Raw genomic sequence first — 16508 nt, 5'->3', positions numbered from 1 at the left:
ATGATTCGTAAAAGCGACTGCAAAATTACGAAGAATTTGCGAAATAACCGCCAATATCATTTACTTATCAACCACCGCCCACCGAGAAAACCAGACTATTCTATCATATAACCATAGCATATATTTAATAAAATCAAATTGCGCTTGAAGTATACAAAACGGTTAACAGGGCTGCACACCACCAGTTTTAACAGTGACGGCTCTCTCAAACAGCCATCTTTAGGGGGGTAAAGATTGGGGCTTTCCGGTGGACTTTCCACAAGAAGCCTCAAAAAACCGAAACAAATTACCTCAAAAAACCGAAATGAACTACCTCAAAAAACCGAAACACGGTTGATTTATAGCGGAGTTATTCTTATCTTTGTATTATAAATTCCAATAAATCATTCGTCAACAGTATGCTGAGCATGGCTATTTATGACTATGTTTGTTATTTTGATTTTATAAATGATACATTATCATTTATATCCACTGAAAATTTTTATGGTACTAATGATTATCAATGAATCCGACCCATACATCATGCATTCAGGTCCGGATTCCCCATTCAGAAGTTTAGCAGACGATATGCAGCCTGCGCCCGGCGCTTGCTGACAAGGTTGAAATGCCACCATTCAGTCCTGAGAGGCTGGAAACCGGCAGAAGTCATCACCCGGCGCAGCAACAGACGGTTCTGTCGCTCCGTTTCGGATATGATGCCCTCTCTGACCATCCGTTCCTCCCAATCAATATTGGCTTCCTTGCCCAGATGGTCCACCGGAGTGCCCATCGGCAATTCGTTTCCTTGCTCATCGACAATGGTGATGTCTACCGCAAGGCCGTAATTATGAAGGCCCCCACCCTTTGCAGGATTGGCCACATAGTTCGCCTTAGGAGTTCCCTTGACGGCATCAAACATCTTGCGCTGAACGCTCATCGGACGGGCAGCATCCTTAATCAGAAGATTGTAGGTCGGATACAAACGATGCAACTCAGCCGAAGCTTTCACCAAAGCAGCAGCCGCATCTGGATGAAGATAACCGTCAACCACATCTTCATACAGCTTCACTCCGGTGAAATTATCCTCACCGGCATACATCAACCGAACCTGCAGCGTGGTATCAACCTTATTAACCGCAACAAACCCGGCCTCATCCAACCGCTCACTCAAACCCTGGGCAGACATATCTCCTACAACTGTTACTGTCAACAAATAAAACAATAAAAGATTATATACACATCTCATTCTCATCATTTCATACTTCTATACTTCAAGTAATAATCTCTTGTCATATAATTATTACAGCCAGTTTTATCCGGTTTATAATTCGTACAACCAAGCAAGGGTTCTGTCTTTGCATCTTTCACAACTAAATATCCATCCCGGCATTTATTGCATTTCATAATCTGCAAGTCTCCGCCTCGAAGATTATTAGTCATAAAGTCACATATTTCGGGTTCATTTGTGCATATCCAAAGTTTTAGGCCATAAGCTTTCTTATAACGAAATTGAAGCGGATAACCACAAATTGGACAAATCTTCTTATCACGAGGTTGCGATTCTATTTCATCAATACAACCTCTTACCATTATATTAGGATAATCTGTGAGCAACTCCCTTACGAAAGCCGAAGGTCTTTGCTGGGGAGTAACAATATATACCCTATTCTTTGTTCTTGTAAGCGCCACATAAAACAACCTGCGCTCTTCTGCATACTCTATCGCATTGTCTCCTTTCAGAACATATTTCAAAACCGGATCATCCTCTACCTTGGAAGGGAAACCATAGACAGCATCCATGGCATTTATTAGTATGACATTATCATACCCTAATCCCTTGGCTCGATGGACGGTCATAAATTCCATTTCAATATCAGCAAATGTTTTTGATGAAACATTTCCTGTCTTTTCCCAATAAACAAAATCAGCAGATTTAGTTAAATTAAAAGCATCAAACCCATACCTTCCAAGCAATAAGATTGATGATTTTGGGTTCTCAGAGAGAATTTCTTTCATTATCCTTTGGACAGTCTCCCCTACAAGGAAATACTTGCCACCTTTTCCCTGATAAAGGCTTCTATCGACATCTTCAGTATAGGTTTCGATAATTACAGGATTGTTTATCCGTTTTGGCGAAACCAAAGCTTTTCTCAATTGTTTGGTATTCTTTTGAATAAAGCCACCGGCTATATCTATCACTTCCTGCGCATTACGATAAGTTTTCGTGATGCGCAACTCAGCTCCATACCCAAAAATCTCTTTGAAATTTGTAAACAGAGTAATATCCGACCCGGCATAGGCATAGATTGACTGCCAGTCATCACCAACAGCAATAATCTTGGCATCGCACAATCGACTCAACTCCCTCGTCAAATTAAATCTTTGCCGGGAAATATCCTGATACTCATCTACTATAATATATCTGAAATCTAATTTTGTTCCTTTTATTTCTTCCTCACGCAATATTCGAGAAGAATCATTAATCATATCCTCAAAATCAATGGCATTCTTCTCTTTCAACCGTTTTGTATATTCATGATAGCATTGCTCGCAAATTGTAAGGAATAGTTTAGACCTCTCGTTATTGGTTGTTGCCTGAAAACGATATAAGTCATCCAAAGAATAACCATTGGTCTTAAAATTCTGAATAAACGTACAGATCAGCTTCACCAATTTAATTATGTACTTGTTTTCTTCAGTCGAGACAATTTTGTCAAACACCTCCCGAGATGGACGAGGACATAATTTAAATCCATGTTTTATCAATTCTTCTTGAAAATGTGACAACAAATCCCTGCCGTCGTTGTAAGCAGAGAAAGTATATATCAAATCTGTCTTGTGTTCACGATGCAATTTGACTTTGTCATTGACAGCATTTCTGTAGCGTTCCAGTTGCTCCGGAGGATAACGATTGTTCTTTCCATCCTGAGTAATACCGAAATGTTCGACATAGGCAACTTTCTCACCCTGTACTATTGTAAAATCAGGAGTATATGGTTTGTGCGAACGCAGGATATGATACGGATATGGCTTCTCATACTCATAATCAATCCCATTCATATACAAGAAATTAGCAATAAGCACTTCTTGGGAAGAGCGCAATGTCTCATGTGTGATACTTATACATTTTCCCGTGCGCCTGTCTATTATCTTATCAGCATACTCCGACATATTACCACGCAAAGTAGAAAAATCTGCTTTCTTTATATAGTTGAAGAAATTATTCAAATCATCTCCTTCGAATGGCGCATCGAAATAGCTACCAAAAAACAAGATTAACTTTTCAACAAGTTCAGGATTTTCAAGGATATTACCCTTCAAATAATTATTGATGACATGAAACATGAATCCTTGGTCAACAATAATCTTACGTTCCTCTTCCTGCCTACGCAAAATTGCATAGCCTGTTTTATGGAAAGTTGTTACAGGACAATCTATTTTGAGAGATTTATTTATCTTATCCCTTAATTCTCCTACGGCTTTATTTGTAAATGATATGACTAATATCTGGTCGGGTCTTACACCTTTCCTCTCAACTAAATATTTGACTTTTGCTGCTACTGTTGTCGTTTTGCCCGCACCTGCACCAGCTATTACAAGGGTATAATCTTCATCCGATAAAACAACCCGACGCTGTTCATCATCCAGTTTTATATTTCTGTCTATTTCCGACAAAATATTATCCAAATATGATTTCTCAGAATTTAAATGGCGCTCAACAAACGCATCATTATGCTCCCGAATTTTAATAGAGCCTTCTGTTTGTTTCAAATCTGAATATTTGGACAAAAAAGACAATACGCGATCGAATTTAAGACCATTATCCCTACAATAATACTCTAATGTGTTCGAATCTTTAAGAGTATTCAGCCGCTCATATAAACCAAAGTAATCTTCAATTATCTCTTTACAGTCTTTTCTGGAAATAAAATCATCTATTGCCAACAGACTGCCATATCTATTTTCAAAGGCATCAATATCGGCACTCCCGGATGAATCTATCTCACCCCGGCTCTGCCGTTTTATCGATTTAAATAGTCTGCTAAAGAACGACATAAGATAAATTTAAGAAATGTTTATGCCTATATGACAAGATTGTTGATTGTTCGTTTTATTAGCCAAATGAAAAAATTTTTGATTTCATGATGAAAAAAATGCCTTCTTCCATTAAGCCATCATCTTTGATAATCACAATTTCATGCAAATATAGCAATTCCTATTCATATTTTCAATTTTAAATTTAAAGCGCCGAAAAAGCAAAATCAGTTCGCTTGTATAACAAAATTATGAAAATTCCTTAAAAATAACGGATTTTTTCACATAAAACACTACATTTGCCGTTGAATTCACAGAGGGTTTAATTTGCATGGCTCTTTCAGTTCTGCAATCTTCCCGCTATTCCATGATCATTATTTTCCCCTAAGGTAAATGTCGCGTTTAAAAAGCTCCATCATAATCTTGTTCACATTTCTTTGCCCCATGCTCGCGCTGAGGGCGCAAATCAACACCGAGCAGGTGATGAGAATCGGGGCAAATACAAATTATTTTGAAGACTACGTCCTTTCAATCCAATATTTCAATCAGGTCATCAGCGTCAATCCGCGTCTTGCAAAACCATATTTCTATCGCGCTATCGCCAAACTGAACCTCGATGATTTCCCCGGAGCCGAAGAGGATGCCTCGCTTGCCATCGAGCGCAACCCCTTCATCGTGGATGCCTACGAAGTGCGCGGGGTGGCACGTCAGAACCAAGGTAAAAACCGTGAGGCCATCAAGGATTACAACAAAGTGCTTGAAATGCACCCCGACACCCGCAGCGTCCTCTTCAACAAAGCCATGGCGCAATGTCAGATTAAGGACCATGCAGGAGCCGACACCACTTTCGCCGCTCTTATCAGAAAATATCCGCGCTATGAGGGGGGCTATCTCGGCCGCGCACGTCTCAGACTCGAAACAAAGGACACCATTGGAGCGAAAAGCGACATTGATAAGGCACTGACAATAAACTCCTCGGCAATCAACGCCTATCTGATGAGGGCCGACATAGCCATCCACTCCGGACAGGACTACAAAAGTGCATTGGCCGACATGGACATGGCGGTGAAACTAAGCCCGGATTTCCCCGGCTACTACATCAACCGTGCATTCCTGCGCTATATGACCGATGATTTCTATGGAGCGTTTGACGACTATGACCATGCGCTGAAACTTGACCCGACAAACTCAATGGCGCTCTTCAACCGAGGACTCCTCCGAGCCGAAGTCCACGACACCAACAAGGCCATCGAGGATTTCACAAGCGTCATAAATCTCAACCCTGACGACTACAAAACGCTCTATAACCGCTCAATGCTTCTTGCTGAAATCGGTGATTTTGAAGCAGCCCTTTCCGACCTCAACCGTGTGCTCGAGGCTTACCCGGATTTCGCTGCGGCCTATTTCCTGCGCTACGACATCAAACGCCGCAAAGGAGACCTCCAAAGCGCCGAGAAAGACTATAACAAGTCTCTCGCACTTGCCAAGACAAAGGTTCCGGTCTCTCCCGACAAACAGTTTGCCGACAACACCTCAGCCGGAAATTCACAGGATGAGGACGGCGACGGTCCCGTCGTGACCGAAACTCAGGAACAGGTGAAGAAACGCTTCTCATCGCTCGCAACCGTATCGGCCAACTACACATCGGAAAACGATGCAACGACCATCCGCGGACGTGTCCAGGACCAGGAACTGAAAGTCGAACTTGAACCGATTTTCATAATCACCTACTACACCTCACCGACAGAAATCAAGCTCAACAGCGAATACATCCGCGAGGTCAACGACCTCAACGCAACCGGACTGCTCCGCTTCGGTCTGCAAGTAGCCAACCGCGAATCCACCCTCCGGGATGACAATGTCGAGACCACCCACCGCTCGTCGATAGACTTCTATAATTCCTACATCGCAAGCCATCCCCCGCGTGCGATTGATTATTTCGGAAGGGCAATGGATTTCTATACAGTAGGTGACTTTGATGCAGCCGTCGGCGATCTCACCACAGCCGTCAGACTGACGCCCGATTTCGCCTTGGCATATCTGCTCAGAGCGCAGGTGAGATATGCGAAAAAACATAAAGCGACCGACGACGGACAAGGCACCCACATCCTATCCGAAGAAGAGAGCGTCGACATCCTCGCCGACATCGAAAAGGCTATAAGCCTCTCCCCTTTCATGCCTGTTGCATACTACAACAAAGGCGTCGTGCTTACTGAAATCGGACATCTCGACGAAGCCCTGAAAGCCTTCACACGGGCAATCGAACTGAAACGTGATTTCGGCGAAGCCTACTACAACCGCGGATATGTCCACCTCACCATCGGCGACAAAGACAAGGCGTTCCCCGACCTCAGCCGCGCAGGAGAACTCGGAATCGTCTCCTCCTACTCCCTGCTCAAACGCATGGCATCAGGCCGATAAGCGTCACCGCCCTCTTACAATTTTACCTCTTTTCATATCAAAATCGAACCAATCCGGCGTTAAACTTTCAGTTTGACAACAGATTGGTTCGATTTTTAGATAATTATTAGTAATTTTGCCGATAATTTGCTAAAATCGTTCAATCCGTCCATTTTGGCATATCATCAGTCAGTCATTCGAAAATCACATTACAATTATAATTATAAGGTATGAAAGTTTTAAAGTTTGGAGGTACCTCAGTAGGTTCCGCAGAACGTATCCGCCACGTTGCCGACCTCGTCTCTGAAAGAGGCAAGAACATCATCGTGCTTTCCGCAATGTCGGGCACGACAAATTCACTTGTAGAAATCGCCGATTACCTCTACAAGAAAAACACCAACGGAGCAAAAGAGACAATCAATCTTCTCGAATCAAAATATCTCAAGACAATCGCAGCGCTCTACGACAAACATGAGAGCCGCGAGAAAGCCCTCAAAGAAATCAAGGCCTGCTTCAACTATATCCGTTCGTTCACCCAGCGCGAGACTTTCAGCGAAATCGAGGAAAAGATCATCCTCGCACAGGGCGAAATCATGAGCGTGGCCATGATGACCATCCTCCTCAACGAGCGTGGCCTCTATGCCGAATCGCTCCCTGCACTCGACTTCATGAAGACCGATGCCAACGGTGAGCCCGACATGCAGCACATCACCCTCCATCTCCAGCCCCTCCTTGACAAGTATATCGACGCCGACATCTTCATCACCCAGGGATTCATCTGCCGCAACTCAACCGGCGAGATCGACAACCTCCAGCGCGGTGGCAGCGACTACACCGCATCGCTCATCGGCGCAGCCATCGAAGCTGAGGAAATCGAAATCTGGACTGACATCGACGGTATGCACAACAACGACCCCCGCTTTGTCGACAAGACAAGCCCCGTCAACGAGCTTCACTACGAGGAAGCTTCCGAGCTTGCATACTTCGGTGCAAAAATCCTCCACCCCACCTGTGTGCTCCCCGCCAAGGTCAACAATATTCCTCTCCGTCTTCTCAACACTCTCGAACCGGAGGCACACGGCACACTCATCTACAACAACATCACCGAACCCTCCATCAAGGCCGTCGCTGCCAAGGACAACATTGTGGCCATCAAGATCAAGAGTTCGCGTATGCTCCTCGCCTACGGTTATCTGACCCGCGTGTTTGAGACATTCGAGAAATACCGCACTCCCATCGACATGATCGCCACAAGCGAAGTCGGCGTATCGCTCACCATCGACTCCGAGCGTTTCCTCCCCGAAATCGTCGACGAGCTTAAGAAGTTCGGCACCGTCACCATCGACCGCGACATGGTCATCATCTGTGTTGTCGGCAACATGGAGTGGACCAACACCGGCTATGAGGCAAAGGCAATGGAAGCTCTTGCCAATATTCCAGTCCGCATGATTTCCTACGGCGGTTCAAACTACAACATCTCATTCCTCATCCGCAAGGAGGACAAAATCGAAGCTCTGCGTCGCCTGAGCGAAACACTTTTCAACGAGAAATAAATGACACGTTTCCCTATCGAAGAATTTGAATCGCTTCAGACCCCCTTCTACTTCTATGATCTGAAGCTGCTCGACCGCACGCTCAAGGAAATCAAGCGTACCGCCCGCGACCCCCGCTTCAAGGTCCACTATGCAATCAAGGCCAACGCCAACCCCGGAATCCTCCGCAGCATCCAGGCCGCAGGTCTCGGAGTGGACTGCGTCAGCGGTTGGGAAATCGAGACCGCTCTTGAAGCCGGTTTCCGTGGCGACCGCATAGTCTATGCCGGTGTCGGCAAGAGCGACAATGAAATCCGTCTCGGTCTGGAGAAAGACATCGAATGTTTCAACGTCGAGTCCGAACCGGAACTGCGTGTCATCAGCCAGCTTGCCGAATCAATGGGCAAGACTGCGCGCGTCGCAATCAGAGTCAACCCAAACATCGACGCACACACCCATGCCTACATCACCACAGGTCTGGCCGAAAACAAATTCGGAGTCAATCTTGAGATGCTCCCCGGCATCATCGCGCTTGCCTGCACCCTGCCCAACATCGACCTGCGTGGTCTCCATTTCCACATCGGCTCACAGATTACGGAAACAGAGCCGTTCGTGATGCTCTGCGAGACCATCAACCGTCTGCAGGACGAATACAACGAACGCGGCATCTACTTCTCGTCAATCAACGTCGGCGGCGGTCTCGGCATCGACTACGCACATCCCGAACGCCATCCGATTCCGGATTTCGAGAACTACTTCACAACGTTCCACAACCATCTGCGCATCCGCGAAGACCAGGAAGTGCATTTCGAACTCGGGCGCTCGATTGTGGCACAGTGTGGTTCGCTCATCACCAAAGTGCTCTATGTGAAGCGAGGAACAACCAAGAAATTCGCCATCGTGGACGCAGGCATGAGCGACCTCATCCGTCCCGCCCTCTACAATGCCCACCACAAGATCGAGAACATCTCGAATCCCAACGGTGAGCTTCACCACTACGACGTTGTCGGCCCTATCTGCGAATCGTCCGACTGCTTCGGTCAGGATGAGACACTTCCCGAAGTGAAGCGCGGCTATCTCCTCGCACTCCGCTCCGCAGGTGCCTACGGCGAAATCATGGCCTCGCGCTACAACTGCCGCCCCTTCCCGCCATCCTATTTTTCAGAACAATAAACAAACCTTAAACCAAAACCATTCATTATCATGGCAGACAACAGAGAAGCCAAAGAAGTCTACATGGACGCTGACCCTCTGGAACTCCCCGAAAACGCCTTCCGCGAACTCGGAGAGGATGAGGTCTACCGCCCTATCATGCACCCCGCGCATGACTATCCGGAGGTGACCCCCTACTCAGTGACCATGGGACTTGTGCTCGCCGTCATCTTCAGTGCCGCGGCAGCCTACCTTGGCCTAAAGGTCGGACAGGTGTTTGAAGCGGCAATTCCAATTGCCATCATCGCCGTCGGTCTTTCAGGCGCGTTGAAAAAAGAGAACCCGCTCGGGCAGAACGTCATCATCCAAAGTATCGGTGCATGTTCGGGTGTGATTGTGGCCGGTGCCATCTTCACCCTCCCCGCGCTCTACATTCTTCAGGCCAAGTATCCTGAAATCACCGTCAACTTCCTCCAGATTTTCCTGAGCTCACTCTTGGGAGGTATCCTCGGCATCCTCTTCTTCATTCCTTTCCGAAAATATTTCGTGAAGGACATGCACGGCAAATACCCCTTCCCGGAAGCTACAGCCACCACTCAGGTGCTTGCAAGCGGTCTCGGGAAAGCATCCTCGAAGAACGACGGTCAGGCGAAGACCCTCGTTCTCGCATCGCTCATCGGCGGTGTGTATGACTACATCGTCGAGACCTTCGGCTGGTGGGCAGGTGTCCTTAACACAGCCGTCACAGGCTGGGGACAGACTCTTGCCGAAAAGACCAAACTTGTGGTAAGCTGCAACACCGGTGCTGCCGTCCTCGGTCTCGGCTACATCATCGGTCTCAACTATGCCTTCATCATCTTTGCCGGTTCAGTGTTCGTCTGGTGGGTGCTCATCCCTCTGCTCGGCACTTACGGTAGCTCCGACATGACCGCCATGGCACCCGAAGCCATCTTCGCTGACTATGCGCGTCTCATCGGTATCGGTGGCATTGCAATGGCCGGTATTATCGGCATTGTGAAATCATGGGGTATCATCCGCAGTGCTGTCGGTCTCGCCGGACGCGAACTCCGCGGCAAGGCTGATGGCGCTTCCACCATCCGTTGGCAGAGCGACATTTCGATGAAACACATCGTGTTCTTCGTTGCAATCGCCCTCGTCGCCGTCCTCCTCTTCTTCTGGTTCGGTGTCATCAACACCTTCTGGCAGGCATTGGTGGCATGGATTGTGGTGACCCTCATCGCCTTCCTCTTCACCACTGTAGCGGCAAACGCCATTGCAATTGTAGGCTCAAACCCTGTTTCGGGTATGACCCTCATGACACTGATTATCGCATCAGCCATCTTCGTCGGCATCGGTCTTAACGGCACCTCCGGCATCGTGGCCTCAATGGTCATCGGTGGTGTTGTCTGCACCGCTCTTTCAATGGCCGGAGGCTTCGTTACTGACCTCAAGGTCGGCTACTGGCTCGGTTCAACCCCCAAGAAGCAGGAAAGCTGGAAATTCCTCGGCACCATCGTCTCGGCAGCAACCGTCGGGGGTGTCATCCTCCTGCTCAACCAGGTCTACGGATTCACAGGTGAGAACGCTCTCGTAGCTCCTCAGGCCAACGCTATGGCTAAGGTCATCGAACCTCTCATGATGGGTGGCGACACTCCGTGGATTCTCTACATGACCGGTGCTATCCTCGCCCTTCTGCTCAACTGGCTCGGTGTCCCCGCACTCGCATTCTGCCTCGGCATGTTCATTCCCCTGCAGCTCAACACTCCGCTTCTTGTGGGCGGTGCCATCGCATGGTTTGTGGGCAGCCGTTCGAAAGACAAGTCGCTCAACGACGCACGTCGTGACCGTGGCACCCTCATCTCGTCGGGTCTCATCGCCGGTGGCGCGCTCTTCGGCGTATTCGCAGCCCTCACCCGCTTCCTCGGTTTTGAATATCAGAACCCGATGGACGCCATCGCCACCCAGTGGGCCGGTCTGGCAGTCTACGCACTTCTCATCATCTATCTTATCTGGGAATCAATGAAAGTGAAGACCCTGAAGGACTGATTGCACAAACATGAAACCGATTAATCGTGAAATACTGTCGATCGCAGTACCCTCGATTATAACCAACATCACCACACCACTGCTCGCGCTGATGGATGTGGTGATTGTTGGTCACATGGGGAGCGCTGACTATATCGCAGCCATTGCTGTGGGCGGTACGATATTCAACATGATATACTGGCTGTTCGCCTTTCTGCGCATGGGTTCGAGCGGTCTGACCGCCCAGGCCCACGGTTCGCAGGACAAGGAGGGATGCGACCTCGTATTGCTGCGCGGACTTCTCGTTGTGCTCCTCGCATCAGCAGCCATGATAGTGCTCCAACGACCAATTTTCAAACTTGCCGGAGTGCTGTTCGAAATCGAGGACAACATTCTCGGGATGGTCCGCGACTATTTCTCAATCCTCATCTGGGGTGCGCCCGCATCGCTCGGAGCATTCGTCATTTCAGGATGGTTCCTCGGCCAGAAGAATGCCAAGGCGCCGATGAAAGTCGCATTCATCATCAACATCTCCAATATCGTCATCAGCCTCGCCCTCGTCTATCTGTTCGGAATGAAGATTAAGGGAGTCGCGTTCGGCACTCTCAGCGCCCAATGGCTCGGTTTTATAGTAGCTCTGACCACAGCCATCCGCAAGGATCATCCGCAACTGAAAAGTCTCGAAGAGATACTCGACACAACTCAACTCAAACGCTTCTTCTCAATCAACGTAAACATCTTCTTCCGCACGCTCTGCCTGATTGCTGTCACAGTATGGTTCACCCGCACGGGTTCCACCCAAGGTACCGACATTCTTGCCGTCAACACCCTGCTCATGCAGTTCTTCACACTCTTCTCTTACTTCATGGACGGTTTTGCCTTCGCCGGAGAATCGCTCTGCGGCAACTATATCGGGAAGAAGGATTCCGAGGGCCTACATGCCACAATCAAGGCACTTTTCAGATGGAGCATTGTCATGGTGGCTCTTTTCACCATAATATATGCCTTGGCCGGTGAAGGAATCATGAGTCTTTTGAGCGATGATGCCGGAGTAATCATATCGTCCAAAGAATTTTTCTCATGGGTGATAGCCATCCCCGCCGTAGGCTTCGCAGCTTTCACTTGGGACGGTGTTTTCATCGGAGCTACCCGCACACGCGAGATGCTCATCTCAATCGCATCCGCCACACTGGTCTACTTCCTCACTTACTATTTCCTCTTCCCCCGTCTTGGCAATCACGGTCTGTGGATAGCATTCCTCGCCTACCTGCTCTGTCGCGGCCTCGTCCTAACCCTCCTCCGGCACCGCATTAAATAAAAAACGCACTACGCAAAGCGGTCAACTCATATATAGAAGCTAAAAAATCGAGAGGTGCAGAAACCGGAATTTGTTTCTGCACCTCTCGATTTTTATGGCATCCGTAATGTCGGATCAGGAGAGCGAAAGTTCTGTTCTTAGACTCAAGCCTCGGCGTTGGCTGTGGAATCTCCGTAGGTCTCTTTCACGAGCGAGACGCAGAATGCGCCTACCACAAGGAGAATGCCTGCAAGCACGAGCATGTTGACCTGACGGCCACCGAGGAGCGGAAGAATCACGCCACCGAGAGCTGCGGCGCAGATCTGCGGAATGCAGATGGTTCCGTTAAAAAGGCCGAGGTAGGTACCCATATTCTTGCCGGAAATCGAGTTGGTAAGGATAGTGAAGGGAAGAGCAAGCATCGCGGCCCAAGCGCAACCGATAAGGAGGAATGAGATGAAGAGGACATACTTATCAGTGATGAAGAGGGTCGACACGAATCCGATTGCTCCAAGAAGGAGGCTGAGAGCATAAACAGTCTTATGATTCTTGAAACGGGGGATGACAACAGCCCAAAGCACAGAGCCTACGGCCTGAATCGTGAACAATACACCGACCCAGTTGCCTGCAGTCTGGTAAGCCTCGGTCTCTGTGTTGGTTGTGCCCCAAACGGTATCGGCGATGGCACCCGGAGTGTAGGTCCACATATAAAGGAAAGCAGCCCAGCAGAAGAACTGAACAAGACCCACTGTCCAGAAAGTCTTGGGAGCGTGGCGCAGGAGGTGAATCATGCTGCTCTTCTCCTCTTTCTGCTCTTCGGTGATACCGTGGTATTCGGCATATTCCTTGGGGGGCATCTCGCGGATAGTGGCAAAGCTGTAAATGACACAGAGAATCAGTACGGCGGCACCAATGTAGAATGAATATGTGACAGCATCAGGCACCTGCCCGGTCGGAGCGATGTTGCTGATACCGATTGCGGTCAATGTGATAGGCGCGAGATAACCGACAAGGCTACCTGCGTTGCAGAGAAAGCTCTGGATGGAATATGCAAGTCCTTTCTGACGTTCGTTGACCTGATCGCCGACAAGCATCTTGAACGGCTGCATGGCCATGTTGATGGATGTGTCAAGGAACATCAGGGCAACAAAACCGAAAATCATCGCTCCGGCAACCGAAAGGCCGAAGCTTCCGGCATTGGGAAGCAGACACATCACGATAACTGCAATTGCAGCTCCGAGAAGCAGATATGGAAGTCGACGACCGAGACGGTTCCATGTACGGTCACTCGCAGCTCCGACAAGTGGCTGGACAAGGATACCCATCAAGGGGGGAAGAATCCAGAAGTAGCTCAGTGAGTGCGGATCGGCACCCAAGGTGGCAAAGATGCGCGAGATGTTGGCGCTCTGAAGGGCGTAGGCAATCTGTACGCCGAAAAAACCGAAACTCAGATTCCAGAGTTTCATAAAACTTTGGTCCGGTTTATTCTTAACCATAATTTTGTTGTAAGTGTAATGATATAATCTGTTATTAATTTATTTTTTACCTATTGTGCCTTTAACCTTCTGAATCCATTCAGTCAATCATGGCATAGAGCCGTTTTATCTCCTCGGCCCATATCTCCTCATTGGGAGTTTCAAGTATAAGCGGCATATCGTTCATGCGCGGGTCATTCATCAACCGTCGCCAGAATCCCTCGTCAAGATGTCCGGTGAAGAGCGGTGCATGGCGGTCAACCCTCGATCCGAGAGCCTTCATGGTATCGTTAAGGTGCATTCCGCAAAGGTATTTCATCCCGACCACACGGTCGAAATCATCCCAAGTGCGATTGTAGGCCTCTTCGCTGACCATGTCATAGCCGGAAGTGTAGGCATGACAGGTGTCGATGCAAACCCCGACACGGCTCTTGTCCTCAACCTTGTCGATGATATGGGCAAGCTGCTCGAAAGTGCAACCGAGATTGCTCCCCTGCCCGGCTGTGTTCTCTATGACGGCTTTTACCCCTGTGGTCTTGTCAAGAGCAAGATTTATCGATTCCGCGATGAGGTCGAGGCAGGCATCGGTCTCAATCTCCTTCAGATGGGAACCGGGATGGAAATTCAGCATGGTCAGGCCAAGCTGCTCACATCTGCGGAGTTCATCGAGGAAAGCTACTCTTGATTTTTCAAGTTTCTCCTTATCAGGCGAACCGAGATTTATAAGGAAGCTGTCGTGGGGAAGAATCACATCGGGAGTGTAGCCATACTCAGCGCAATTAACCTTAAACGCCTCCGCTTCCTTGGCTGTAATTGCCTTGGAAGTCCATCTGGAAGGATTGCGCGTGAAAATCGCGAATGATTTGGCTCCGATAAGATGAGCTTTGAGCGGAGCATTGCTTACACCCTGCTCCGCCGAGACATGTGCCCCGATGTATTTCATTGATGAAGTATGATTACGCATTAAATTTTCGCAAATTTACTAAATTATCCGTATCTTTGCAAAAAATTAAAGGCAAACATTTGTAATCCTACACATAATATTACATTATGGCTCAGAAACCCTCCATTCCTAAAGGAACCCGTGACTTCACCCCGGCCGAGATGGCCCGTCGTAACTATATATTCGATACTATCCGCAGCGTCTTCCATCTCTTTGGATTCCAGCAGATTGAAACTCCGGCGATGGAAAATCTGTCAACCCTCATGGGAAAATACGGTGAGGAGGGCGACAAACTCCTCTTCAAGATTCTCAATTCAGGCGATTTCCTCCGCGGAGTTGATCCCAAGCTGATTGAAGCCGGCGATTGCCCGAAACTCGCCCCGAAACTTTGCGAGAAAGGTCTCCGCTATGACCTCACCGTCCCCTTCGCGCGCTTCGTGGTCATGCACCGCAACGACCTCTCTTTCCCCTTCAAGCGCTTCCAGATTCAGCCCGTATGGCGTGCCGACCGTCCGCAGAAGGGCCGCTATCGCGAATTCTATCAGTGTGATGCCGACGTCGTCGGTTCGGATTCGCTTCTCAATGAAATAGAGCTTATCCAGATGATTGACGAGGTGTTCAACCGTCTTGGAATCCGCACCACAATCAAACTCAACAATCGCAAAGTCCTCGCAGGCATAGCTGAACTCGTCGGTGAGCCTGAGAAGATTGTCGACATCACCGTTGCTATCGACAAAATCGACAAAATCGGTCTTGACAAGGTCAAGGAGGAACTCGCAGAACGCGGATTGAGCGCTGAGGCCATTGACAAAATCACTCCCATCATCACTCTTTCAGGCTCGAACGAGGAACGTCTCGCAAAACTCTCCGAACTTCTTGCGGGAAGCGAAACTGGCCTTAAGGGAGTGGAGGAACTCCGCGAAGTGATGGAAGGCTCAAAGCAACTCGGACTCCGTGCGGAACTAGAACTTGATGTGAGCCTCGCCCGCGGTCTCAACTACTACACCGGCACTATCATTGAAGTCAAAGCCCGCGACGTTGAAATCGGCAGCATCACAGGCGGTGGACGCTACGATAACCTCACAGGTGTCTTCGGACTCCCCGGAGTGTCAGGTGTCGGTATCTCCTTCGGAGCAGACCGTATCTATGATGTGCTCAACACCCTCAACCTCTACCCTGCCGACATAGCCGGTGCAGCCAAGGTGATGTTTACTAACTTCGGCGTAGCAGAAGCAGCCAAATCACTTGAAGTCATCAAAAAACTCCGCGAGAACGGTATTTCAGCTGAAATCTATCCCGACTGCGCGAAGATGAAGAAGCAGATGGGACGCGCTGACGCACTCGGCATCCCCTTTGTGGCCATCATCGGCGAAAGCGAGCTTGCAGAAGGCACCGTAACGCTGAAAGACATGACTTCCGGCGAACAGAAGAGCCTTTCGGTCGACGAGCTCGTGAAGGCTCTTGCTTAAGCCGACCACGGATTGAACCATATCATGCGCAGGGCCGCTTCATCAGCCGGCCCTGCATATCTATGATATGAGCCCTTTAGTCGCTCCTGGCCATTGCAAACACTCGCTGGCTCTCAATTTATGCCAATAATTTGGTCTTTTGACCCTCTCATGAACTTCCTTTGACAATAAATGGTTAATTTTGTCATAGGAAAACAACTC

The 16508-nt window shown here is 48.6% G+C and carries 10 protein-coding genes; 6 read left to right on the top strand and 4 right to left on the bottom strand.

The window, feature by feature from the left end; all coding sequences use genetic code 11:
• Positions 1-547: 547 nt before the first annotated feature.
• Positions 548-1165, bottom strand: coding sequence for a M15 family metallopeptidase (locus tag QZ310_RS06245; RefSeq protein ID WP_297071515.1), 618 nt, complete (start codon positions 1163-1165; stop codon positions 548-550).
• Positions 1166-1230: 65 nt separating this feature from the next.
• Complete coding sequence (locus tag QZ310_RS06240) at positions 1231-4035, bottom strand: UvrD-helicase domain-containing protein (protein WP_297071512.1); 2805 nt, start codon at positions 4033-4035, stop codon at positions 1231-1233.
• Positions 4036-4437: 402 nt separating this feature from the next.
• On the opposite strand from QZ310_RS06240, the gene QZ310_RS06235 reads away from it, so the two are divergent.
• The 5 genes from QZ310_RS06235 (at position 4438) to QZ310_RS06215 (ending at position 12441) form a co-directional block, all read left to right on the top strand.
• On the top strand, positions 4438-6435 hold the full coding sequence (locus QZ310_RS06235) for a tetratricopeptide repeat protein (RefSeq protein WP_297071510.1): 1998 nt from the start codon (positions 4438-4440) through the stop codon (positions 6433-6435).
• 209 nt (positions 6436-6644) lie between these two features.
• Positions 6645-7967 (top strand): aspartate kinase, encoded by a 1323-nt coding sequence (locus tag QZ310_RS06230; RefSeq protein ID WP_297071508.1) that lies wholly within the window; start codon positions 6645-6647, stop codon positions 7965-7967.
• On the top strand, positions 7968-9119 hold the full coding sequence (lysA, locus tag QZ310_RS06225; RefSeq protein ID WP_297071506.1) for a diaminopimelate decarboxylase: 1152 nt from the start codon (positions 7968-7970) through the stop codon (positions 9117-9119). It begins immediately after the preceding gene.
• Between the two features lie 63 nt (positions 9120-9182).
• The gene (locus tag QZ310_RS06220; RefSeq protein ID WP_297071567.1) at positions 9183-11144 is read left to right on the top strand and encodes an OPT family oligopeptide transporter; all 1962 of its coding nucleotides are present in this window, start codon (positions 9183-9185) and stop codon (positions 11142-11144) included.
• A gap of 10 nt (positions 11145-11154) precedes the next feature.
• Entirely contained in the window at positions 11155-12441 is a 1287-nt protein-coding gene (locus tag QZ310_RS06215; RefSeq protein ID WP_297071504.1) for an MATE family efflux transporter, read from the top strand.
• Between the two features lie 143 nt (positions 12442-12584).
• On the opposite strand, the gene QZ310_RS06210 is transcribed toward QZ310_RS06215, so the two are convergent.
• Together QZ310_RS06210 and nfo are read right to left on the bottom strand one after the other, a co-directional pair.
• Positions 12585-13916 (bottom strand): SLC45 family MFS transporter, encoded by a 1332-nt coding sequence (locus tag QZ310_RS06210; protein ID WP_297071501.1) that lies wholly within the window; start codon positions 13914-13916, stop codon positions 12585-12587.
• 79 nt (positions 13917-13995) lie between these two features.
• Complete coding sequence (gene nfo, locus QZ310_RS06205; RefSeq protein WP_297071499.1) at positions 13996-14838, bottom strand: deoxyribonuclease IV; 843 nt, start codon at positions 14836-14838, stop codon at positions 13996-13998.
• A gap of 107 nt (positions 14839-14945) precedes the next feature.
• Here nfo and hisS point away from each other — a divergent pair, with 107 nt between their 5' ends.
• Positions 14946-16307: a histidine--tRNA ligase gene (gene hisS / locus QZ310_RS06200; protein WP_297071497.1), complete on the top strand. Its 1362-nt coding sequence runs from the start codon at positions 14946-14948 to the stop codon at positions 16305-16307.
• Positions 16308-16508: the final 201 nt, after the last annotated feature.

The organism is uncultured Duncaniella sp., assembly GCF_910577345.1.
In the GTDB taxonomy this organism is placed as follows: domain Bacteria; phylum Bacteroidota; class Bacteroidia; order Bacteroidales; family Muribaculaceae; genus Duncaniella.
The sequence above is the reverse complement of the archived record's forward strand: the minus strand, read 5'-3'. Positions and strand labels throughout refer to the sequence as shown.

Coding starts and splice junctions, on each gene's coding strand:
- QZ310_RS06245 (WP_297071515.1), bottom strand. CDS start 1,165: ATGTCTGCCCAGGGTTTGAGTGAGCGGTTGGATGAGGCCGGGTTTGTT.
- QZ310_RS06240 (WP_297071512.1), bottom strand. CDS start 4,035: ATGTCGTTCTTTAGCAGACTATTTAAATCGATAAAACGGCAGAGCCGG.
- QZ310_RS06230 (WP_297071508.1), top strand. CDS start 6,645: ATGAAAGTTTTAAAGTTTGGAGGTACCTCAGTAGGTTCCGCAGAACGT.
- lysA (WP_297071506.1), top strand. CDS start 7,968: ATGACACGTTTCCCTATCGAAGAATTTGAATCGCTTCAGACCCCCTTC.
- QZ310_RS06220 (WP_297071567.1), top strand. CDS start 9,183: ATGGACGCTGACCCTCTGGAACTCCCCGAAAACGCCTTCCGCGAACTC.
- QZ310_RS06215 (WP_297071504.1), top strand. CDS start 11,155: ATGAAACCGATTAATCGTGAAATACTGTCGATCGCAGTACCCTCGATT.
- QZ310_RS06210 (WP_297071501.1), bottom strand. CDS start 13,916: ATGGTTAAGAATAAACCGGACCAAAGTTTTATGAAACTCTGGAATCTG.
- nfo (WP_297071499.1), bottom strand. CDS start 14,838: ATGAAATACATCGGGGCACATGTCTCGGCGGAGCAGGGTGTAAGCAAT.
- hisS (WP_297071497.1), top strand. CDS start 14,946: ATGGCTCAGAAACCCTCCATTCCTAAAGGAACCCGTGACTTCACCCCG.